This is a genomic window from Massilia arenae, from assembly GCF_008014745.1.
In the GTDB taxonomy this organism is placed as follows: domain Bacteria; phylum Pseudomonadota; class Gammaproteobacteria; order Burkholderiales; family Burkholderiaceae_D; genus Telluria; species Telluria arenae.
In genome coordinates, this window is the sequence record NZ_VPFD01000001.1 from 274,848 (window position 1) to 295,952 (window position 21,105).

The window sequence follows — 21,105 nt, forward strand, 5'->3', positions numbered from 1 at the left end:
AACGCAGCGCACGTTTGCCAGGCGCGGCAGGAACGACTCTCACCTACCGGAATAGGTTCCAACATGCGTCAGGCATTACAATGCTGCGATTATCGATAGTCAGGCATACGCCATGAAAAACTGGATTAATCGCATGTTGAGCAGCGCCGACAAGGCGCCTGACGCCGCCGCCGGCGCCACCCCACAGGCGGACGAGCTGGGAGACGACCACGGCGTCCAGGTCGACGCCGCCTATTACCGCTGGCTGACCGCATCCGGCGGCTACCAGGCGGGAGCGGACGTCGAGGAACACATCCTCGACCTGGTGCGTACGCTCGCGGCCGACCCGCAGGCCGCCAGCGGCCTGGTGCCGCGCATCCCCGAGCTGATCCCCAAGCTGCTGCGCGACCTGGCCGACGACGACGTCTCGACCGGCGACCTCGCGCGCCAGGTCGAGCAGGACCTGGTGCTGGTGGCCGAGGTGATCCGCGAGGCGAACAGCGCCTATTACCGGCCGCTGCAGGCGGTGAAGTCGCTCGACTCCGCCCTGATGATGATCGGCCAGAATGGCCTGCGCATGCTGCTGGCCCGGATCGCCTTCCGGCCCCTGATCAAAATGGCCGACCAGGGCTTCGCGCGCCAGGCGGCGCCGCTGGTCTGGAACCAGTCCGAGAAGTGCGCGCTGGCCTCGAGCCTGATGGCGCCGGGCCTGGGTGCCGGCGTGTTCGAAGCCTACCTGGCCGGCCTGATGCAGAACCTGGGGCTGGTCGTGGCCTTCCGCCTGGCGGAGCGGGCGGTCGAGAGTGGCAAGATTCCCGGCTCCAGCGAATTCGGCCGGCGCCTGTTCGACGTCAGCCGCGGCCTGTCGTCGACCATCGCCGCCCACTGGGAATTCCCGCCCGACGTGGTGGAAGCGATCGCCGGCGTCGGCCAGCCGGATGCATCGCCGCTGGCGCAGACGCTCGAACGCGGCGACCGGATCGCCAAGCTGCGGCTGCTGCTCGACGCCCACGTGTTGCTTGAAGACGATGCGCTCGTGACCGAAGGCCTGAACAGTTTCGAGCGCCGCTGCCTGGGCAAGCTGACCGATTTGCCGGGCTGACCGCCGTATTGCGTCACCTTTTCTCAAGAGGAGACTGCTATGAAGATGAACGCCGAACACCTGGCCGAGCTGCACGAGGCCAAGCGCCTGCTGGAGAACCCCGGCCTGGCCGCACGCATCAGCAACCTGGTCGGCTCGCCGATCGAGGCCGCCATCGAACGCCTGCCGGTGCCGTGGCAAAAGAAGGTGGGCGGCGCCACCGAGCATGCGCTGCAGTATGCGCTGACGGGGGCGCTGTCGACCTTGCCGGACGGCGGCAAGGAGGCGTCGTACCCACGCCTGCACAAGTTCGCGGCGAGCCTGTCGGGCGGCGTGGGTGGTGTCTTCGGTCTGCCCGGACTCCTCGTCGATCTGCCGCTGTCCACGGTCATCATGCTGCGTTCGATCGCCGAGATCGCGCGCGCCAATGGCGAACGTCCGCAGGATGTGGAGACACGGCTGGAATGCCTGCGCGTGCTTGCCATGGGTGGGCCGAGCGGCGGTGACGACGCTGCTGACTCGGGCTATTTTGCGATGCGCATCGCGCTGGCGCGGGCGGTGAGCGAAGCCGCCCAGGCGCTGGCAGCGAAGTCGGTGAACGCCGCCACGACGCCGGCCTTGCTGCGCCTGATCGCCACGGTGGCGGCGCGCTTCCAGGTGCACGTGACCCAGAAGGCGGCCGCGATGCTGGTGCCGGCCCTGGGCGCCGTGGGAGGCGCGACCATCAACCTGCTGTTCGTCGACCATTTCCAGAACATGAGCCGCGGCCACTTCGCGGTGCGGCGGCTGGAGCGCCTGTATGGCGAGGGCGCGGTGCGCCAGCAGTATGAGGCGATCGTCCTGGCCGACGAGCCGGCTGGGTTGCTCACGTAGGGCAAATCCGGTTGCGGCCGCTCTCCTTGGCGGTATATAACATCGCATCCGCCCGCAGGAACAACGCGTTCTCGCTGCGATGCTCGGGGAAGGCGGCCAGGCCGCCGCTGAACGAAAAACGCCGCAGGTCGCCGCGCGCGACCTGGAACTCGATCGCACCGAAGGCCTGGCGCAGCGCATCGAGCCGGCGCCACGCCTCATCGGGCGTGCAATCCCAGAACACGAGCACGAATTCCTCGCCGCCGAAACGCGCCAGCAGGTCGCGTTCGCCCATCTGCGGCGCCAGGCACAGGCAGAGGCGCTTGATGACGATGTCGCCGAAGTGGTGGCCCCAGGTGTCGTTGATGGTCTTGAACTTGTCGATGTCGATCACGCCGAAGGCGAGCGGCTTGTCCTCGAGCGTGGCTTGCCGGATCAGGTCTTGCGTCTTGCGCTGCAAGCCCACCTTGTTTAAGAGGCCAGTGGCGCGGTCTTTGCCGATCAGGTCCTTGCTGACGCGGATCCTGGCCGCGCGGTTGGCCAGTTGGGCCTCGACCAGGCCGGCGGTGGCCTGCAGGACGGTATCGAAGCCGTCGCCGAGCGCGCGCCGCGCCAGCGCCTCGTCGGGGCGGCGCTGGAGCAGCACGATCTCGCGCACCGGATCGGCCTCGATGTTCTTCTTCATGACCCGCGCTAGCGCGTCCAGGCGCCGGTACTCGTCGTCGGCAATCACGACCAGATCGGGTTGCAGCTCCTTTACGCGCAGGTGCAGGGTGGTCGGGTCCGGGTGGTGGACAACTTCGACCTGCTGCGCCAGCAGCGCCGCCGTATCGAGATCCCCGGGCGGGCCGAGGTGGACCACCGACACCAGGTCGCCGCGTTTGGTGCGCACGAACAGGTTGAACAGCTTGTCGACCAGGACGTCGTTGGCGATCGGCTTCTCGGCATAGGCCAGGCAGTTGCTGTCCACCAGGCGCTGTTGGAGCAGGAAGCGGCTGCCCTGGCGGCCCGACTGCAGATAGACATACGCGTGCTCGCGCGGCAGGCGTTCGAGCAGCTCGCCCAGCATCAGGGTCTTGCGGCTGTCGTGCAGGTCGGCCTGCATATTGTGCAGGGCGTCGAGGTCGATCACGAACAGGCTGGCGCCGCGGTCGGCCGCGACGGCGGCGGTGAATTCGGCCACCTCGCTGAAAAAACGGATGTCAAAATCGTATTTGTGCGCGTGCAGCAGCAGTTCGGCGCGGTTGTCCTTGATGAAGAAGCTCTGGGAGAGGAAGAGGACCTGGTGTCGGTACAAGGGGGCCTCGGTGCTCATGTCTGCCTGCCTTTTTCTGCATAATGTGACATCTTGCCACGCCAATATGACGCGATGTTGACGCCACCGGGACCGCCGTCGATCCCTTATAAACCACACGGCCATCACCCAACGGAGATATACTCGCGCATTGCTTTTTTCATCTCAGGGACTTGTCTTGTTCAAATCGATCGTCCTGCCCGTCGCCCTTCTTGGCGCGGCGAGCGCCGCCTTCGCCGACGAAGGCCAGTGGCAACCGCACCAGCTGCCGCAACTGAAATCCGAACTGAAACGCATCGGCATCACCATGCCGGCCGAGAAGCTGGCCGACCTGGGCAAGCATCCGATGAGCGCGATCGTCTCGCTGGGCGGCTGCTCGGCGTCCTTCGTGTCGCCCGACGGCCTGGTGGTGACCAACCACCACTGCGCCTATGGCGCCATCCAGCGCAACGCCACGCCCGAAAAGAACTACATCGTCGACGGCTTCCTGGCCAAGACCCGCGCCGCCGAATTGCCGGGCGGCCCGAACACGCTGGTGTACGTGACCGAGAAGGTCGAGAACGTGACCGCGCGCGTGCTCGAGGGCTTGAAGCCATCCATGTCGGGCAGCGAGCGCCATGCGCTGGTGCAGTCGCGCATCAAGGCCCTGGTGGCCGAGTGCGAAACCGACAAGTCGACGCGCTGCTCGGTGCCGGCCTTTCACCGCGGCCTGGAGTACTACCGCATCAAGCAGCTGATGATCCGCGACGTGCGCCTGGTGTACGCGCCGTCCGACCGCATCGGCAACTACGGCGGCGACATCGACAACTACGAGTGGCCGCGCCACGTGGGCGACTACGCCTTCTACCGCGCCTACGTCGGCAAGGATGGCCGTCCGGCCGATCCGTCGCCAGACAACGTGCCCTACAAGTCGAAGGACTTCCTTGTCGTTTCGGCCGAGGGCCTGAAGAACGGCGATCCGATCCTGCTGGCCGGCTACCCGGGCCGCACCAGCCGCTACAAGCTGCCGAGCGAGATCCGCTTCGCGCGCGACGTCGACCTGCCGGCCAAGGCCGCAACCATCACCGCCGACCTGTCGGTGATCGCCGCCGCGACCCAGGGCAATCCGGCCTGGAACGTAGCCTATGCGAGCGTCGACAAGGGCCTGAACAACGTGCTCAAGAAGACCAAGGGCCTGCTCGATGGCTTCGCGCGCAAGGACATCGCGGCCATCAAGGACGTGCAGGATGCCGAGTTCCGCGCCTGGCAGAAGGCGCATGCGGATGGAAACGCGGGCCTGCTGTCCGAACTGGACGCGGTGATCGCCGAGGACATGGCGCTGCAGCGCCAGGAAGCCGCCTGGCTCGAGGCCACCCACAGCGACCTGCTCAAGAGCGCGCGTACCCTGTACCGACTGGCGCTGGAACGCCAGAAGCCGGACGCCGAGCGTGAGAGCGGCTACCAGGAACGCGACCTCGGCTTCATCAAGGCGCGCCTGGCGCGCCTGGAGCAGTCATTGGTGCCGGGCGTCGACCAGGCGCGCTACGCTGCGGCCCTGGCGCGCTACGCCGGCATCGACGCCAAGGTGCGTCCGCAAGGTGTGGACGCGCTGCTGCCGGGGCAGGATGCGCTGGCAGGCATGTATAAAGCCAGCCAGCTGTCGGACACCGCCACGCGCCTGGCCTGGATGGGCAAGGACGTCGACGCTTTCCGCAAGTCGAACGATCCGTTCATCGCGCTCGCGGTGCGCCTGCACGATTCCGGCATGGCGTTGGAAGAGCGCCGCAACGAGATCGACGGCAACCTGGAACGCGTGATCCCGCAATACATGGCGGCCGTGATCGCGTGGAAGAAATCGCAGGGCAAGCCGGTCTACCCGGACGCCAACTCGACCCTGCGCGTGACCTACGGCACCGTGTCGCCGTTCTCGCCGCGCGATGGCCTGGTCAAGGGTCCGTTCACCACGGTCGAAGGCATCCTGGAGAAGGAGACCGGCAAGGATCCGTTCATCGTGCCGGCCCCGCTCAAGCAGGCGATCGAGGCCAAGCGCTACGGCGTGTTCAAGGACCAGGCGCTGGGTACGGTGCCGGTCAACTTCCTGTCGAGCGCCGACACCACCGGCGGCAACTCGGGGTCGGCCGTGATGAACAAGCGTGGCGAATTGATCGGCCTGAACTTCGATTCGACTTATGAATCGATCACCAAGGACTGGTATTTCGACACCGCCATCACGCGCGCGATCCACGTCGACATCCGCTACATGCTGTGGGTGATGAAGGAAGTCGACCATGCCGACAACCTGCTCAAGGAAATGACGATCAAGTATCCGAAGAAGTAATTTCGGCCACAATCCTCCGCACGTCGTTCCCGCGCAGGCGGGAACCCAAGTTTGCAAGCGTTACGATCGCGCCGAGAGCACTTGGGTTCCCGCCTTCGCGGGAACGACGGTTTTGAGCAAAAAATATTCGCGCGCGTTTCATCATCATTGTCGACCGAATGAACGAACCCCTTATCCTCGCCGGCCTCACGACCTCGCCGCTGGAACTGATCTCCTTCCTGCTGGCCGTTACCACCGTGGTGCTCAACATCCGCCAGAAGCACTGGGCCTGGCTGTTCTCGATCGCCTCGTCCGCGACCTACGCGGTGGTGTTCTACGATGCGCGCCTGTACGGCGACATGGGGCTGCAGTTCGTGTTCATCGCGGCCTCGGTCTGGGGCTGGTACCAGTGGCTGCACGGCAGCGGCAATGCGCCGCTGGTGCCCAGCTTCCTCAAGCCCAGCGGGCGTGCCTGGTCGCTGGCTGCCTGGCTGGCAGGCTTCGTGCTGCTGTCGACCTTCCTCGACAACTTCACCGACACCGACGTGCCGCACGCGGACGGCTTCCTGACCGCCGGCAGCCTGGTCGGCCAGCTGCTGCTGGCGAAGAAGAAGGTCGAGAACTGGCATGTGTGGATCGCGGTCGACATCCTGTACGTCGGCCTCTACCTGTACAAGGGGCTGGTGCTGACCGCCGTGCTGTACGGCATATTCGTGCTGCTGGCGATCGCCGGCCTGCGCACCTGGCAGGCAGCGGCGCGCAAGGCAGCATGAGCGGCGTGCAAAGAATCGCCATCCTCGGCGCCGAGTCGTCCGGCAAGTCGACCTTGTCCGAAGCGCTGGCGCGCCATTACGGCACCGTGTGGGTGCCCGAATACCTGCGCGAGTTCGTCGATACGCTGGGAAGGGTGCCGCACGAGGAAGACCAGTACGGCATCGCGCTGACCCAGCGCGCACGGGAGGATGACGCGGCGGCGAAAGCCGCCAGCTTCCTGTTTTGCGACACCACGCCCCTGATGACGGCGCTGTACAGCCGCGTGTACTGGGGCAGGGTGGATGCGCAGCTGGCGCGGCTCGATGCGCGCCACGACTACGCCTGGACCTTCGTCACCGCGCCCGACACCCCGTGGGAGCCGGACGGCCTGCAGCGCGAATCGGAAGAGATGCGCCAGATGGTGCACCGGATGCTGGTGGAGACGCTGGCCGCGCGCGGCATCGCCTACACCTTGCTGGCCGGCGACCTGCCGCACCGGATGCGGCAGGTCCAGGGGCTGCTCGGCCAGCGCTGAAAACTAAGCCTTCGGCAGTCCTGCCGCCAGGTCGGTCCACGACTGCGGTTGCGGCTTGCCGCGCTCGCGCACGCCGAAGAAGGTCACCACCGGCTCGCCCTGGTCGTCGAAGAACTCGACCGAGGTAACGCCGGCGCGGCGCACCACATAGCCGCTGCGCAGTGCGCTGTCGCGCAGGTGCAGGTTGAAGTCCGGATCGAGTACATTGAACCAGCCATCGGCCGCCGTCACCTTGTTCACCTTGCCGCTGTAGATCTGGGTCAGCGCCCCGTTGCCGAGGAAGGCCATGATCGCGACCCCGTCCTTCGCCGCGTCCTCGAGCAGCTTGCGCACCGCTTGCGGCGCGACTTTCTGCACCACGCCGCCAGGGGCCAGGCGCAGGGCCTGTTCACGCGTCAGGCCGAATTCCGACACGATGCGGTTGAACTGGTGGACGTCGGTCATCTCTTGCCAGGCGGTCTGGAATTCCTTGACGTCGACCGCGCTGTCGGGCTTTTGGGCAGGCTTCGGTGCGGCGGCCACCACATCCAGCTGCGCGTTCTGGCTCGGATGGCGGAAGTCGGCCACCAGCTTGTCGAAGACCGGGATGTTGGCATCGTCGCGCAGGTAGAGCTTATGCACGGCGTTGCCGCTGGCGTCGAAGAACTGCAGGCTGCGATTGAATTTGCCGTCGCGGCCGGGCTGGGTCACGGCGAAGGCGTATTTCCACTTGGTGAACTGGAAGCGCAAGTCGATCGGACCGCCCAGATAGCCGCCGGCGATGTTCAGGTTGCGCGCTTCGCGTTCGGCCTCGTCGGCGCTGCCTTTCTCGGCCTGCTTCGGAATACGCATGGCGGTGCCGGTGGTCTCGATCACGCCGTTCTCATTGCGGGTGAGCGCCATCACCTTGCCCAGGTCGAGGGCGCGGCGCATGATCTCGCGCGGCGCATGATCGGTTTCCTTCAGGCGCACCACGGTGCTGCCAATGCCGGTGGCAAGCAGCTCGGCTTCGGACACCTTCAGCTGGCGCGCGGCGTCGCGTGTCTGCAGGCGCGGCTCCTTGGCCTTCAGTTCGGCCCACTGCTGCGCCAGTTGCGGGGCGGCCTGCGCGGGGAACAGGGCCAGGGCGATGGCGGCGGCCAGGAGGTGACGGGTGAGTTTCATGGATGTGTGTTCCTTGTTTTGCGAATGCGATCAGGCACACTAAATGATAATCATTATCATTTGCAACATGCTCGTCCGACTTTTTGACAGGGATTTCTTGACCGGGCGCACAGGGCGCTGATGCGAATCGGTGTTGGATGTCGTTACAAACAATAAATCTTTACAGCCTGATGACCATTTGTTTCTAGAAGGCATTACAATCATCGGATTTCGAACGTACGGCGGGACGCTATGAAAAACTGGATAGGACGCTTTTTGGGCGGTTCAGATAAAGAGACAGAAGCCGCGGCCAGCGTCGGCACGACGGCGACGATCGAACACGACGAGGACATGGCGAACGACGTCCATGCCACTTTCTATCGCTGGCTTACCGCGTCCAGCGGCTTCAACGCCCAGCCCGAGCAGGAAGCGCAGATCCTGGCCGAAGTGCGTTCGCTGGCGGCCGATCCGGTCTGCGCGTCCGGCCTGGTGCCACGCATCCCGGAGCTGGTGTCGCAACTGCTCACCGCGCTATCCGACGAAAACATCTCGACCGGCGCGCTGTCGGCCCAGGTCGGTCGCGACCTGGTGCTGGTGGCCGAAGTGATCCGCGAAGCCAATAGCGCCTATTACCGGCCGGTGACCCCGATCGAAACCCTGGAAGGCGCGGTGACGATGCTCGGCCTGAACGGCTTGCGCATGCTGCTGGCGCGCATCGCGTTCCGGCCGCTGGTGCGGGTCAAGGTCCAGGGCGTGGCGCGCCAGGTGGCGCCCAATGTATGGAAGCATTCCGAGCGCTGCGCGTTTGCCGCCAGCGTGATGGCGCCGGGCCTGTCGGCCGGCGTGTTCGAATCCTACCTGGCCGGCCTGATGCAGAACCTGGGACTGCAGGTCGCATTCCAGGTGGCCGACCGCGTCTGCGAAGGCAGGGTGCCCGGTTCCAGCGAATTCGGCATCGCGCTGTTCGCGGCCAGCCGCCAGCTGTCGTCGGTGATCGCCAACCACTGGGACTTCCCGCCCGAGGTGGTGGAGGCGATCGAGCAGGCCGGCGAAGCGGACGGGTCGCACCTGGCGCAGGCGCTGTCCCAGGGCGACCGCATTGCCAAGCTGCGCCTGCTGCTCGATGCCGAGGTGATCGAAGAGGATGATGAGCTCATTACCCGCGGGCTCAATGGTTTCCAGCGGCGCTGCCTGGGCAAGCTGGTGGATTTGTCGGATTGATGCCCTGCCACGGCGCGCGTGGCAGGTGAAGCGGTGCAGGCTTAGAAGTCGATCTGCGCCGACAACTTGAACGTGCGCGGCGCCCCCGGCAGCAAATACCCACCCAGCGACTGCGTCACGTCGCGCCAGTAGAACTTGTCGAAGGCATTGTCCACCCGCGCGCGGATGATCGTGTTCATCCCACCCGCGCGCAGCAGATAGGATGCGCCGAACCCCGCCACGTGATAGCCCGGCACCTTCACCCGATTGGCCGGATCGAACACCTTGTTGCCCGAGTACTGCCACTGCGCGTCGAGCTTCAGGCCCGCCACTTGCGGCACCGCGTACTCGACCCAGGCGGTGGTGCGCAGTTCCGGCACATTGGTCACGCGCTTGCCTTCGGTCGACGCGTCGCCGGTGTCCTTCTGGTCGGTATCGAGCGCCATCAGCGACAGGCTGTAGTTCAGGTCAGGCGTGGCGCGGCCCATCGCCGACAGCTCGATTCCACGGTGGGTCTGCTCGCCGGCGCGCACGAAGGTGTTGACGGCGTTCGTGTATTCCAGGCCCTGGCGGATCTCGAACAGCGCGCCCGACAGCGCCAGCTGCTCGTTGACGTTGCGCTTGACGCCGAACTCCAGCTGCTTCGAGCGGCTCGGCGGCAGGGCGGTGTTCTGGTTGCTGGTTTCCATCGGCGCGATGCCACCGTACTGCAGACCGTGGCTGATCGAGCCATACACGCGCCAGTCGCGCGCCGGCGCATACACCAGCGCCACGTTCGGCAGCGCGAACGAATCCTTGGTGTGCACCCAGCCGCCCTCGATTTCTTCCAGCGCGTCGAGCTTGAGCTTCACGTAGCGTACGCCGGCGTGCAAGGTGAATTGGGGCGACAGGGTCATCACGTCCTGCACGAACAGCGAGCGTTCTTCGGTACTGCGGCGTTCCATCACAGGGCCGGTCACGCGGTCGCTGGAGACCGGCGGCACGACGGTCGGGTTCCAGATATTGCTGGAGCCGACGTAGTCGTAGACGTACTCGCCGAAGCTGTCGTGGCGCTCGGCATACGAGCCGCCGATGGTCAACGAGTGACGCACCGCGCCGGTGTCGAAGCGGCCCTGCAGCATCGCCTGCAGGCCCCATGGCGTCTTGCGCTCGCCCGTGCTCTGGAAGTCGTACACGTCGTAGTCGCCGTTGGAGCAGTAGCCCGGATAGTAGCCGTCGCCCTCGTTGCTGCAGCCGTAAGGGAAGGCGGTAAAGTCATCGCGCTTGAACCAGTGCTTGTTGGCGCTGACGGTGGCGTTCCACGCGTCGTTGATGCGGTATTCGAAACGCAGGCCCAGATTGCTGCTGTCGGTATCGACCGGCTTGGTCCACGGCTGGTCGTTGAGCAGGGTCTTGGCCGAGATCCCGGTCGGCAGCGCTTCATTGCGGATCAGCTGGTAGCCCGGCGCCGTGACCTGCGACTTGTGCTGGTGGTCGAGGTCGATCTGGAACAGCGCGTCCGGCGTGATCTGCCAGTCGAAGGCGGCCGATACGAACTGGCGCTCGCCGTCGGCGCCGCGCACGTACGATTTCAGGTCCTCGGCCGCGGCATTGATGCGATAGCCGAAGCGGCGGTCTTCGAAACGGCCGCCCAGGTCGACCGCGCCGTACACGGTGCCGCGCTCGCGCACCTCCACCGTCGCCTGGCGCAGCGGCGTGTTGGTCGGCCGCTTGGTGACGAAGTTGATCATCCCGCCCGGCGCTGCGACGCCGGCCTGCAGGCCGGCCAGGCCGCGCAAGACCTCGATGCGTTCCTTGTTCTCGATCGGGATTTGCGTGTCGCCCGAGATCGCGATCATGTCCTTGCGGTAGCTGGTGGCGTTGTCGAGCGCGAAGCCGCGGATCGAGAACTGCTCGGCGTAGCCGATCGCATTGTAGGCGTCGCCGATCGAGGCGTCGTAGCGCGCGGCGTCGGTGGCGCTGCGGATCGACAGGTCTTGCATCTGGCTCTGGCTGATCGAGGTGATCGAGGCCGGGGACTCGAGCAGCGGCACGTCGGCGAAGCCGCCGACGCTGGCGCGGTCGAGGACGATCCACTTGCTGCCGGTGACGACGACGGACGGCGTCTCCTGTGCGAAAGCCTGGGACGACATGGAGAACGCCTGCACGATGGCGCAGGCGAGGACGGTGTGCTTCGAGGTGAATGTCATGGTTTGCTCGTTTTCGCGCGCTACGCGGCGCGCTGCTTTTATCAAAGCCGGAGCCAACGTGGGGGAAGGGCAAACGAATGGGGGTGCTGCGTTGCGCTTTCCTTCGCTGGCATTATCCAGATCAGGTACGAAGGGTATCTCTCACCCGGAACAACGTTCCAGGACCCCTAGCGAGTCGCGAGTGTATCACGGCCCGGGCGGCCGTGGTGAATCTGTCAAGCCGGTTTGATCGGCGCCGCTCAGGCTTTCGCGGTCGACGGCGCCTCGGCCACCGTTGGCTGGGTGGCGGCCGGCGTCACCATATGGCGCAGCAGCACCGCGCGCGCCGCGTCGCCGATGGCGCGCCAGTGTTCGCGCCGCTGCGCCGCGCGCTTGCGGTGCTTCGATGGCATGTCTTGCAAGGGCTTGAGGTAGAACGGCAGCGGCACCAGGAAGCTGCGCGCGTCCAGCTCGGCACCGCCCAGGATGCGCCAGAAGCCGTCGTAGGCATTCTCGAAGGCCTTGTCTTGCGCAGCTTCATAGGCCACGTGCGCGCTGCCGCGCACCGCGACCACCCGGTCGAAGCCCAGCGCCTGGGCCGCGCCCTGCAGGGCGGCGAAGCAGAAGAAGCTTGGCGAATTGTTGGGGAAGACGCGCTCGAAGGCCTCGAAGGCGCCGCCGGCATCGCGCCACAGGCCGGCGTTGCGGGTGACGAAAGGAACGATCGGCAGGTCGACGCCCACCACCGGGCCCTCGACCCAGGTCCAGGACAGGCGGTGCAGCACCGTGCCGTCGACGACCAGAGACAGCGTCAGCTCGCCTTCCGGGTCGATGCGGGGAGCGTGCTCGAGCCGCATGATGAAACTGCCACTGTCGTCTTCATGCTGCCACAGCACCAGGCCGCCGTGGTGCGCGGCCTGCCGGTAGGCGTTGTTGAAGGTCGTCTCTTCGAAGCGGTAGTGGGCCAGCACGCAGCGCATGCGCTCGCGCACCTTCATGCCGCGGGCCAGGTAGTCGCGGCCGCTGACATGGCGGAACAGGTCGTCGTCGGGCGCGTTTTCGAGGCGGCGCACCAGCTTGAGACGGGACAGGGACTGGTGCTCGCGCCAGTAGCGCAGCGCATGCCAGCGTTGGGTGAGACGAGCGAAGATCATCGAGCGCTCCATTCGGCGTAGAAGGTCTTTGTCTTGCCGGGCGAGGCCCCACAATGACAAGAAATAATTCCGTTCTGCAATTATGTGCCGAATTGCTAGCTTGTGCCCGGACGAAGTGCAAACAGTGCTTGGGAACCAAGGCGGGCGTGATCTGTCATGGGACTCTCTCTGGACGTGTTGACTTATGGTTGTTTTTAGACATGCACGACAAGACTACCATGTTTGCGGCGCGCCACGCTTCTTCATTCATCATCGATAATGCGCCGGAATCAACCAGCAATGGAGGAAGCAAGATGGCGTATGAACTGTTTTATTGGCCAAGCATCCAGGGCCGCGGCGAATTCGTCCGCCTGGCGCTGGAAGAAGCGGGCGCCGATTATGTCGACGTAGCGCGCCGCGAGGGTGGCGTCGACCTGTTGATGGCGGCGCTCGACGTCGAGGAGTATCCGGCCTTCGCGCCGCCTTTCCTGAAGTCCGGCGAGCTGGTCATCGGCCAGGTGGCCAACATCCTGCTCTACCTGGGCGAGCAGCACGGTCTGGCGCCGCGCACCGACCCGGGCCGCCTGTGGGTGCACCAGTTGCAGCTGACCATCGCCGACCTGGTGACCGAGGCCCACGACACCCATCATCCGATCGCCTCCGCGCTGTACTACGAAGACCAGAAACCCGAGGCGCTGCGCCGCTCGGCCGACTTCGTCGAGTCGCGCATCCCCAAGTTCATGGCTTATTTTGCACGGCTGCTGTCCAATCCCGAGTCGCGCGACTATCTCACCGGCGACAAGGTCACCTATGCCGACCTGTCGCTGTTCCAGGTCATCGAAGGCCTGCGCTATGCCTTCCCGAATGCGATGAAGAAGATCGAGCAGGAGCATCCGGAGCTCACCGGCCTGCGCGACCGCGTGGCCGCGCGGCCGAACATCGCCGCCTACCTCGCGTCCGACCGGCGCATCCCGTTCAACGAGGAAGGCATCTTCCGTCGCTATCCCGAACTCGATCAGTAATCAATCCCAGGCCGGGGCGAAATCCGGGCTGACCAAACGCCCGCCATTGTCGAGCGCATCGATGGCGGCGCTGTCGTCCCGGTCCAGCACGAGTCCGAGCGCCCGCAGGTTGCCGGCCAGGTTCTCGCGTTTGGTCGACGACGGGATCACGGCATAGCCCTTGGCCAGCAGCCACGCCAGCGTCACCTGGGCCGGCGTGGCCTGGTATCGGCGTGCGATCTCCCCGATCGTCGGATCGCTCATCACCTTGCCATAGGCCAGCGGCATATAAGCGGTGACGTGGATGCCGGCTGCGCGCGCGAAGTCCGCCACGCTGCGGTTCTGCAGATAGGGATGCAGCTCGATCTGGTTGGTGGCGATATTGTCCGCGCCGACGGCGGCTATCGCCTCGCGCATCAGGGCCACCGGGAAGTTCGAGATACCGATCGCGCCTGTCAAACCGGCGTCGCGTGCCGCCAGCAAAGCCTGCATCGATTCGGCCACCGGGACGGCGGCGCCGGGCGAGGGCCAGTGGATCAGGGTCAGGTCGACCTGCTCGACGTGCAGCTTGCGCAGGCTGTCCTTCAGGCTGGCGGCCAGCTTGTCCGCGGCCAGGTGTTCGGTCCAGATCTTGGTGGTCAGGTAGACCTCGCCGCGCGCCACGCCCGACCCGGCCAGCGCCTGGCCGACCTCTGTTTCATTGCCATAGATCTGGGCGGTGTCGATGTGGCGGTAGCCCAGTTCCAGGCCGTTGGCGACCGAGTCGATCGCGGCTTGTCCTTGCAGGCGGAAGGTCCCCAGACCGAGTTGTGGCATCTTCATGGTGTGTCCCTTTCGTTGAGTTAGTGAGTGGCGACGGCGCTGCGCACGGCCGCCTTGGCCGGCACACCGTCGCGCCGGTCGAGCCAGCCGGCCAGGGTGGTGAGCAGCAGGGCGCCGACGACGACCAGGGCGCCGATCCAGGGCGTGGCCATCAGGCCGAGGTGGGCGACGATCAAGCCGCCGCCCCAGGCGCCCAGCGCGATGCCGACGTTGAAGGCGGCGATGTTCAGGCCCGAGGCGACGTCCACCGCCTGCGGCGTATCGCGTTCGGCGCGCTGCACCACATAGACTTGCAGGCCAGGCACGTTGCCGAAGGCGACCGCGCCCCAGGCCAGGACCGTGATCAGGACGAGTGTTTTGCTTGGCGCGGTGAAGGTCAATACCAGCAGCACCACGGCCAGCAGGGCGAACACGATCTGCAGCGCGGGCACCGGCCCATGGCGGTCGGCCAGCTTGCCGCCCCAGATATTCCCGGCCGCGACCGAGACGCCGTACACCAGCATCACCAGGCTGACGGTCGATGCCGCGAAGCCCGACACTTCCTGCAAGATCGGCGCCAGATAGGTGAAAGCGATGAAGGTGCCGCCGTAGCCGAGCGTGGTCATGGCATACACCAGCAACAGGCGCGGCTTCTTGAGCACCGCGAGCTGGGTCAGGAGGCTCGATGGTTTGCTGCCCGCGATATCCGACGGCACCAGGATGGCGCTGCCGATCACGGCGATCACGCCCAGCAGCGACACGGCCAGGAAGGTGGCCTGCCAGCCGAAGTGCTGGCCGATGAAGGTCCCGAGCGGCACGCCGGTGACCAGCGCCACGGTGAGACCGGTGAACATCAGCGCGATGGCGCTGGCGGCTTTTTCCTTCGGCACCAGGCTGGTGGCGATGGTCGAACCGATCGAGAAGAACACGCCGTGCGCGAGGCCCGTGAGCACGCGCGCGGCCATCAGCGCTTCGTAGTTCGGCGCCATCCAGGCCACCAGGTTACCGAGGGTGAACAGGACCATGAGACCGAGCAGCAGGTGCTTGCGCGGTACCTTGCCGGTGAGGGCCGTGAGCACCGGCGCGCCGATGGCCACGCCCAGCGCGTACAGGCTGACCAGCAGGCCGGCCGAGGGCACTGAGACCCCCAGGCTGGCGGCGATGGTGGGGATCAGGCCGACGATCACGAATTCGGTCGTCCCGATGGCGAAGGCGCTCAATGTGAGCGCCCAGAGTGCGAGTGGCATGCGATTCTCCTTGTTATCACTGTATTTACATGGCAGGGTTGAGCCAGGCATGCAGTGTGCCGTGCCGTCGTGCAAGGAAAAATAGGTCGCCGTACAATGGACTTTTGAGTTGGAGTCAACAATGATCGATGTGGATGGCCTGATTGTATTTGTTGTCGTCATAGATTCTGGCTCGTTCTCGGCCGCCGCCGAGCGCCTGGGGCAGACGCCGTCCGGGGTCTCGCGCACCATTTCGCGGCTGGAGGATAGTCTCGGGATGACGCTGATGCGCCGCACGACGCGGCGCCTGCAGCTGACCGAGGAAGGCGCCTGGCTGCTCGAGCGCGCCCGCGCCATCCTGCGCGACCTGGCCAATACCGAGGCCGAGGCGCAGGCGCGCCGTTCACAGCCATCGGGCCTGGTGCGGGTGAATGCGTCGACACCGGCTTTCGACCATCTGCTGGCCCCGTTGTTGCCCGACTTCCTGGAAGCATATCCGCTGGTCCAGCTGGAACTGACCAGCGGCGAGACCTACGTCGACCTGATCGAAGAGCGGGCCGACCTGGCAATCCGCATCGGCGCGCTGCCCGATTCGACGCTCAATGCGCGGCGCCTGGGTACCGGCAAGCTAAGGGTGGTGGCGGCGCCCGGCTATATCGACAAGTACGGCGTGCCGCGCGAGCCGGCCGAGCTGGCGCTGCACCGCACCGTGGGCTTCACGGCGCCGGCCTCGCTCAATACCTGGCCGCTGCTGCACGCCGGCGGCGAGGGCTGGACCGTCACGCCGCAGGTGCTGGCCTCGAGCGGCGAGACGGTGCGCCACCTCGCCTTGCACGGGGCGGGCATCGGGTCGATGGGGGAATTCCTGGTGCGCGCCGACATCGAGGCGGGGCGCTTGGTGCCGGTGCTGGAGGAGCACACCCTGCCGTGGACCCAGCCCGTATGGGCCGTGTTCTACAAGCAGGGCGCGCTGGCGCCGCGGGTGGCGGCGCTGGTGGATTACCTCGCCCGTAGATTAGGCGAGGTGCTGGAACGGTAAGGTCAGAAGGCGTAGGTCGCGCGCCCGTAGATATACCGTCCCGAGCGACCGAACGGCGCATAGGTCGAGAACGGCATATTGCTGGTGGTATTGATCGCCGGCGGCAGCGTTTCCGGGTACTGGTCGAAGACGTTGTCCGCGCCCAGGGCCAGGGTCAGCTTCGGCGTGACGGCGAAGCGTCCTTCCAGGTCGACCACGGTCTTGGCGCCCAGCTCGAAGTCGAAGGCCGCCGTGGTGCCCGGCGACAGCACCTCGCCATAGCGGGTGGCGCGCAGGGTCGCGCCCCACTGGCCCAGCTTCCAGTTGACGTTGGCGCTGATCTTGTTCTTCGGCTGGCCCTTCTCGAGCGAGAGCACGTTGACGCGATCGAACAGGATGGGCGATGGACTCAGGTTCGACAGCTGCTCGGTCACGGGCACCTTGGTCACCTCGGTGTCGGTGTAGTTGCCGGCCAGCGTAAAGTCGAAACGGCCCGCCGCGCCGGCGTTGTGCGCCCAGTTGATCACCACGTCCACGCCCTTGGTCGTGGTGTCCACGCCATTGATGAAGAAGCGCCCGCCGCCCACGCCGATGAAGCCCTGGCTGGCGATGTAGTTGCGCACATTGGTTTGTGTGAGATTTTCGGACAGGATGATGCGGTCATCGATGTCGATGCGGTAGGCGTCGATCGTCACGCTCACGTCGCCCAGGCGCAGCACGGCGCCAAGCGAGGCGTTCACCGATTCCTCGGCGTCGAGCGGCTTGGCGCCGAGGGCCACGGCCACCGGGTCGGATGGCTTGAAGGTCGTGATCTCGTAGGGGATACCGTTGATGAAGTTGGTGGACGTCGCGGTGAAGTGCTGCTGCTGCGGCGACGGCGCGCGGAAGCCGTTCTGGATCGCGCCGCGTAGCGCGAACGCCTTGTTGAAGTCGTAGCGCAGCGCCAGCTTGCCGGCCACGCTATTGCCGAAGTCGGAATATTTTTCGGCGCGCACCGCGGCCGACGCCAGCAGCTCGGGCGTGACGTTGGCTTCCAGGTCGATGAAGGCGCCGACCGCGTTGCGGTGGGCGTCGACTTCGTTGGCAGGGCGGAAGCCCGGGAACACCTGGGCGCCCGGCGCGGCCGGCGTCCCGTTGGGCAGCACCTCGCCGCCATAGCTCCACGACTGTTCTTCGCCGGCGAACAGCTCATAGCCTTCGCGGCGCGCCTCGACGCCCACTGCCACATTGAGCGGCGACGACAGCGATGCCAGCTCGATGCTGCGCACGCCGGTGAGGTTGAACACGGCCTGGTCGTAGGAATAACCGCCGGCATAGAACTCGGTCTTGCTGCTGGCGCCCAGCGAGCGGTTCAGGGTGTTCTCGATCGTGTATTCCATCTTGTTCTTGCCGTAGCCGAGCGAGGCGTCCATGTCCCACTGGCCCGCTTGCCAGGTCACGCCGCCCGTCATCGAGAAGTCCTTGACGGTGGGGGAGATCAGCGGCAGGAAGCCATCCGGATAGATCGACAGGATGTTGCGCGCGTCCTGCGGTGGGCGGAAGTAGCCGCCCGAAGTCGCATCGCGGTCCTGGTAGCTCGCCCAGCCATATACCTTGACGCCGCCGCCCAGGTTGTTGCCGGCGTTGGCGAACAGGGTGGTCTGCTCGATTTCCGGTTCACCGGTCCAGGCATTGAAACGGTTGATCGTGTTCTCGCGCGGGTCGAATGCGCCGTTGACCCGTGGGTACTGCTGGCGCATATCGTAGCCGCTACGCTCGGTGCGGTGCTGGTCGCGGTATTCGGCGGCCACGGTCAGGAAGCCCGATTCGCCCAGGGCCAGGCCCTTCCACAGGCTGACGGTGGCGGTCTGGCCGTCGGTGCGCTTGCGCGAGTCCGGGCCGCTCCACGTGCCGCCTGCCGGGACTGCGTCGTTCCACAGATCATACTCAGTCTTGCGCGCGCCATAGGTGACGCTCGCTTCGCCGCCATCGCGGTCGGTGCGCAGGCGCATATTGACCACGCCCGAGATCGCGTCCGAGCCGTATTGCGCCGCCGCGCCGTCGCGCAGCACCTCGACCGATTTCACGATCGCGGTCGGGATCGTGTTCAGGTCGACCGCCGCCGAACCGCGACCGATCGAGCCGTTGACGTTGACCAGCGAGGATGCATGGCGGCGCTTGGAATTGATCAGCACCAGGGTCTGGTCGGGCGCCATGCCGCGCAGGGTGGCGGGGCGGATGGTGTCGGTGCCGTCAGTAATGGAAGGCCGCGGAAAGTTCAGCGAGGGCAGGGCCAGCGACAGTGCCTGGTTCATCTCGGTGCTGCCGGCATTCTTGAGGGTGTCGGACGAGATGATGTCGACCGGCGCCGCGGTATCGAGCGCCGTGCGGTTGGCCACGCGGGTGCCGGTGACCACGACCGTGGCGGCATTGCTGGCCGTCTCGGCCTGGGGCGCGGCCTCCTGGGCATGGGCGACGCCCGCGCACAGTGCGGCGATGGCGAGGGCTAGTGCTGTTTTTTCCGTCCTGGCTTTCTGCATGGTGCTGATTCCTTTTTTTGTTCTACGGCGGTGGTCCTGGGAAAGGGCGAGGCGGTTGCCTCCGGTCCATACTGCGCAGCACAATCTGCACTGTCAATTCGTTGTAAATATTTAATGTGCAATTACAACAATTCCAGAAATGTCAGGTGTGCGTAAGCATGGTCGTCAGTTCGGGTCGACTTCGGCGGCAGCAGCTTCGACCGGGATCGGCTGGGGGATTTCAAGCCACGAGCGAAATGCACATATCTATCCCGGCGCGGTGCCGGGGAAGGCCGTCGCGAATGGTAAAATGCCGATCGGTCCGATCCAAACATGGCGGTCCGGATCGCCGTTCTCCCAACTCGATATCGTCTGCGGATCTGCAGTGGGTCAGACGCCATATCGACAACGAACATCCTTCGCCATCATCAAAATGGTCGGTGCTCCTGCAAGTAAGCCGAGTCCCAAGGCGTCAGCCTACCGGGGGTCTCAGAAACACAAGAACCGGCCTACTTCGGAACGGAAGGGAACGTTATGTCCGGAATGGTCCCATGTCACGTCGCGTGAAGGCTACCGCAGCGATCCGTTCAAGCATGATTGGGCAGACACCGAGGCACATCGATTGTTCGAAGCTTCCGTTGGGCTGGCCGGCGCGGAGCGTCGCTACGCCACGGCCAACGGCATTGCATTCGAGGCCAAGCCAACCGATGATGGAACCTGGCACGGCTACCCGATTCCCTGGGAGGCAGTGCCGCATGAAATCGTGGAAAAATGGGTGAACAGCAAAAAAGTCACGCGACGGGAAATCAGGAAGTACTGGAGCAAGGATTTGGGAGATCTCAAATGGGCAATCGGGGAGAATATTGAATGAGTGAGTTTGAACGCTTCGGTTCGCCTAGCCTGTTCGAGATCGCTTTTCGGTGGACCGAGGACGAAGAGCCTTACGAGCGGCTGCCCCGCACCAGTGGTTGGTCGACGGGTGACCTGCAGATAACCGTCGGACATCAAGTATTGACCGCTCGCCGCTTCGGCAATTGCGAGCGTAGTTGTTCAGTATCGTGCGATCATGTTCCTCGCCGTAGCTGGCCTTTGTTCCGTGCAAAAGCTATGCTGGGCGAATTGATTGTTGGGTTCAGCAGTCCCAGTATTTAATCGCACCCGGAGCAGTTGACAGCATGAGTTCAAGCATTCATCCACAGGCCCGTACCACACCAAAGATCCGCCAGGAGATCAAGGATTCTGGCCTGTCTTCCAGAGAAGCCGCCAAGGTCTTCAACATCACACGAGCCACGGCACAGAAGTGGCTCGGTCGTGACGATGTGCAGGATCGTTCCCACCGAGCCCACACGCTGCGCACGACTCTGAGCCAAGCTCAGGAAGCCATTGTCCTTGCTCTACGCCAGTCGCTCTATCTGCCGCTCGACGACCTGCTGTTCATCACAAAACAGTACATCAATCCGGCCGTCTCGCGAACGGGCATTGCACGCCTGCTCAAGCGTGAGGGCATGTCTCGCCTGACAGACTTGATTGCGACTGCCGAGGGCGAGAAGATCACGCCGAAGAAGACCTTCAAGGACTACGAGCCTGGGTTCATCCACATCGACATCAAGTACCTGCCGCAAATGCCGGACGAGACCTCGCGCCGCTATCTGTTCGTCGCCATCGACCGGGCCACACGCTGGGTTTTCATGCATATCTACGGCGACATGACCGAGGCGAGCAGCGTCGATTTTCTGCGTCGGCTTCAGCTGGCTTCCCCCATCAAAATCAGCAAGATCCTGACTGACAACGGCTCGCAATTTACTGATCGCTTCACCACCAAAGACAAGAAACCAAGCGGCAAGCATGCTTTCGACGTCGCATGCGCAGCCCTGCCTGCCGAGCATCGGCTGGCGCCGCCGCGCCATCCGCAAACCAACGGTATGGTTGAGCGTTTCAACGGACGCATCAATGAGCTGCTACGGCAAACCCGTTTCGATAGCAGGGCCGATCTGCAGGCCACATTGCTGAACTATCTGAAGCTTTACAACCACCACATTCCGCAACGCGCCATCGGCAGCAAAACGCCCGTCCTCGCGCTCAAGGAATGGCAACAGAAGCGACCTGAGTTATTCGTTAAACGCGTTTATGATCAAACGGGACTCGACA

At 65.0% G+C, this 21,105-nt stretch carries 18 protein-coding genes and 1 riboswitch; of the genes, 11 read left to right on the forward strand and 7 right to left on the reverse strand.

What is annotated here, in order from left to right; translation table 11 throughout:
* Nucleotides 1-112: 112 nt before the first annotated feature.
* Both FVD38_RS01310 and FVD38_RS01315 read left to right on the forward strand, forming a co-directional pair.
* On the forward strand, nt 113-1,081 hold the full coding sequence (locus FVD38_RS01310; RefSeq protein WP_147933172.1) for an HDOD domain-containing protein: 969 nt from the start codon (nt 113-115) through the stop codon (nt 1,079-1,081).
* Between the two features lie 39 nt (nt 1,082-1,120).
* Nucleotides 1,121-1,933 (forward strand): EcsC family protein, encoded by an 813-nt coding sequence (locus FVD38_RS01315; protein ID WP_147933173.1) that lies wholly within the window; start codon nt 1,121-1,123, stop codon nt 1,931-1,933.
* Here FVD38_RS01315 and FVD38_RS01320 read toward each other — a convergent pair.
* Nucleotides 1,926-3,227, reverse strand: coding sequence for a GGDEF domain-containing protein (locus FVD38_RS01320; RefSeq protein ID WP_147933174.1), 1,302 nt, complete (start codon nt 3,225-3,227; stop codon nt 1,926-1,928). The two genes, FVD38_RS01315 and FVD38_RS01320, sit on opposite strands and share 8 nt — an antisense overlap.
* Nucleotides 3,228-3,384: 157 nt before the next feature.
* Between FVD38_RS01320 and FVD38_RS01325 the strand changes: the two genes are divergently transcribed.
* The 3 genes from FVD38_RS01325 to FVD38_RS01335 all read left to right on the forward strand — a co-directional run bounded on the left by FVD38_RS01325 (nt 3,385) and on the right by FVD38_RS01335 (nt 6,790).
* Nucleotides 3,385-5,523 (forward strand): S46 family peptidase, encoded by a 2,139-nt coding sequence (locus tag FVD38_RS01325; RefSeq protein WP_147933175.1) that lies wholly within the window; start codon nt 3,385-3,387, stop codon nt 5,521-5,523.
* Nucleotides 5,524-5,681: 158 nt separating this feature from the next.
* Nucleotides 5,682-6,275: a nicotinamide riboside transporter PnuC gene (pnuC, locus tag FVD38_RS01330; protein WP_147933176.1), complete on the forward strand. Its 594-nt coding sequence runs from the start codon at nt 5,682-5,684 to the stop codon at nt 6,273-6,275.
* A complete protein-coding gene (locus tag FVD38_RS01335; protein ID WP_147933177.1) occupies nt 6,272-6,790 on the forward strand; it encodes an AAA family ATPase in 519 nt (172 codons plus the stop codon). Before pnuC ends, FVD38_RS01335 begins: the two co-directional genes overlap by 4 nt.
* A gap of 3 nt (nt 6,791-6,793) precedes the next feature.
* Here FVD38_RS01335 and FVD38_RS01340 read toward each other — a convergent pair whose 3' ends face one another.
* Nucleotides 6,794-7,933, reverse strand: a complete 1,140-nt coding sequence (locus tag FVD38_RS01340; RefSeq protein ID WP_147933178.1) for a hemin-degrading factor — start codon at nt 7,931-7,933, stop codon at nt 6,794-6,796.
* Between the two features lie 231 nt (nt 7,934-8,164).
* Between FVD38_RS01340 and FVD38_RS01345 the strand changes: the two genes are divergently transcribed.
* Complete coding sequence (locus tag FVD38_RS01345) at nt 8,165-9,133, forward strand: HDOD domain-containing protein (RefSeq protein ID WP_147933179.1); 969 nt, start codon at nt 8,165-8,167, stop codon at nt 9,131-9,133.
* A 41-nt stretch (nt 9,134-9,174) separates the two neighbouring features.
* Here FVD38_RS01345 and FVD38_RS01350 read toward each other — a convergent pair whose 3' ends face one another.
* Nucleotides 9,175-11,301 (reverse strand): TonB-dependent siderophore receptor, encoded by a 2,127-nt coding sequence (locus FVD38_RS01350; RefSeq protein WP_147933180.1) that lies wholly within the window; start codon nt 11,299-11,301, stop codon nt 9,175-9,177.
* Between the two features lie 81 nt (nt 11,302-11,382).
* Nucleotides 11,383-11,480: riboswitch (TPP riboswitch) on the reverse strand.
* 60 nt (nt 11,481-11,540) lie between these two features.
* Nucleotides 11,541-12,434: a DUF535 family protein gene (locus tag FVD38_RS01355; protein WP_147933181.1), complete on the reverse strand. Its 894-nt coding sequence runs from the start codon at nt 12,432-12,434 to the stop codon at nt 11,541-11,543.
* 293 nt (nt 12,435-12,727) lie between these two features.
* Between FVD38_RS01355 and FVD38_RS01360 the strand changes: the two genes are divergently transcribed.
* On the forward strand, nt 12,728-13,435 hold the full coding sequence (locus FVD38_RS01360) for a glutathione S-transferase (RefSeq protein WP_147933182.1): 708 nt from the start codon (nt 12,728-12,730) through the stop codon (nt 13,433-13,435).
* On the opposite strand, the gene dkgB is transcribed toward FVD38_RS01360, so the two are convergent.
* Together dkgB and FVD38_RS01370 are read right to left on the reverse strand one after the other, a co-directional pair.
* Entirely contained in the window at nt 13,436-14,236 is an 801-nt protein-coding gene (gene dkgB, locus FVD38_RS01365; protein WP_147933183.1) for a 2,5-didehydrogluconate reductase DkgB, read from the reverse strand.
* A 20-nt stretch (nt 14,237-14,256) separates the two neighbouring features.
* Nucleotides 14,257-15,462, reverse strand: coding sequence for an MFS transporter (locus FVD38_RS01370; protein WP_147933184.1), 1,206 nt, complete (start codon nt 15,460-15,462; stop codon nt 14,257-14,259).
* A gap of 121 nt (nt 15,463-15,583) precedes the next feature.
* On the opposite strand from FVD38_RS01370, the gene FVD38_RS01375 reads away from it, so the two are divergent.
* Entirely contained in the window at nt 15,584-16,480 is an 897-nt protein-coding gene (locus tag FVD38_RS01375) for a LysR family transcriptional regulator (RefSeq protein ID WP_147933185.1), read from the forward strand.
* 2 nt (nt 16,481-16,482) lie between these two features.
* Here the strand turns inward: FVD38_RS01375 and FVD38_RS01380 are convergent, their stop codons facing one another.
* Nucleotides 16,483-18,978, reverse strand: coding sequence for a TonB-dependent receptor plug domain-containing protein (locus FVD38_RS01380; protein WP_147933186.1), 2,496 nt, complete (start codon nt 18,976-18,978; stop codon nt 16,483-16,485).
* Nucleotides 18,979-19,117: 139 nt separating this feature from the next.
* On the opposite strand from FVD38_RS01380, the gene FVD38_RS01385 reads away from it, so the two are divergent.
* From FVD38_RS01385 to FVD38_RS01395, 3 genes are all read left to right on the forward strand, one after another.
* Entirely contained in the window at nt 19,118-19,828 is a 711-nt protein-coding gene (locus FVD38_RS01385) for a hypothetical protein (protein ID WP_147933187.1), read from the forward strand.
* The gene (locus tag FVD38_RS01390) at nt 19,825-20,109 is read left to right on the forward strand and encodes a hypothetical protein (protein WP_147933188.1); all 285 of its coding nucleotides are present in this window, start codon (nt 19,825-19,827) and stop codon (nt 20,107-20,109) included. Before FVD38_RS01385 ends, FVD38_RS01390 begins: the two co-directional genes overlap by 4 nt.
* A 23-nt stretch (nt 20,110-20,132) precedes the next feature.
* On the forward strand, nt 20,133-21,105 hold a 973-nt coding region (locus FVD38_RS01395; protein WP_147933189.1), incomplete at its 3' end, for an IS481 family transposase.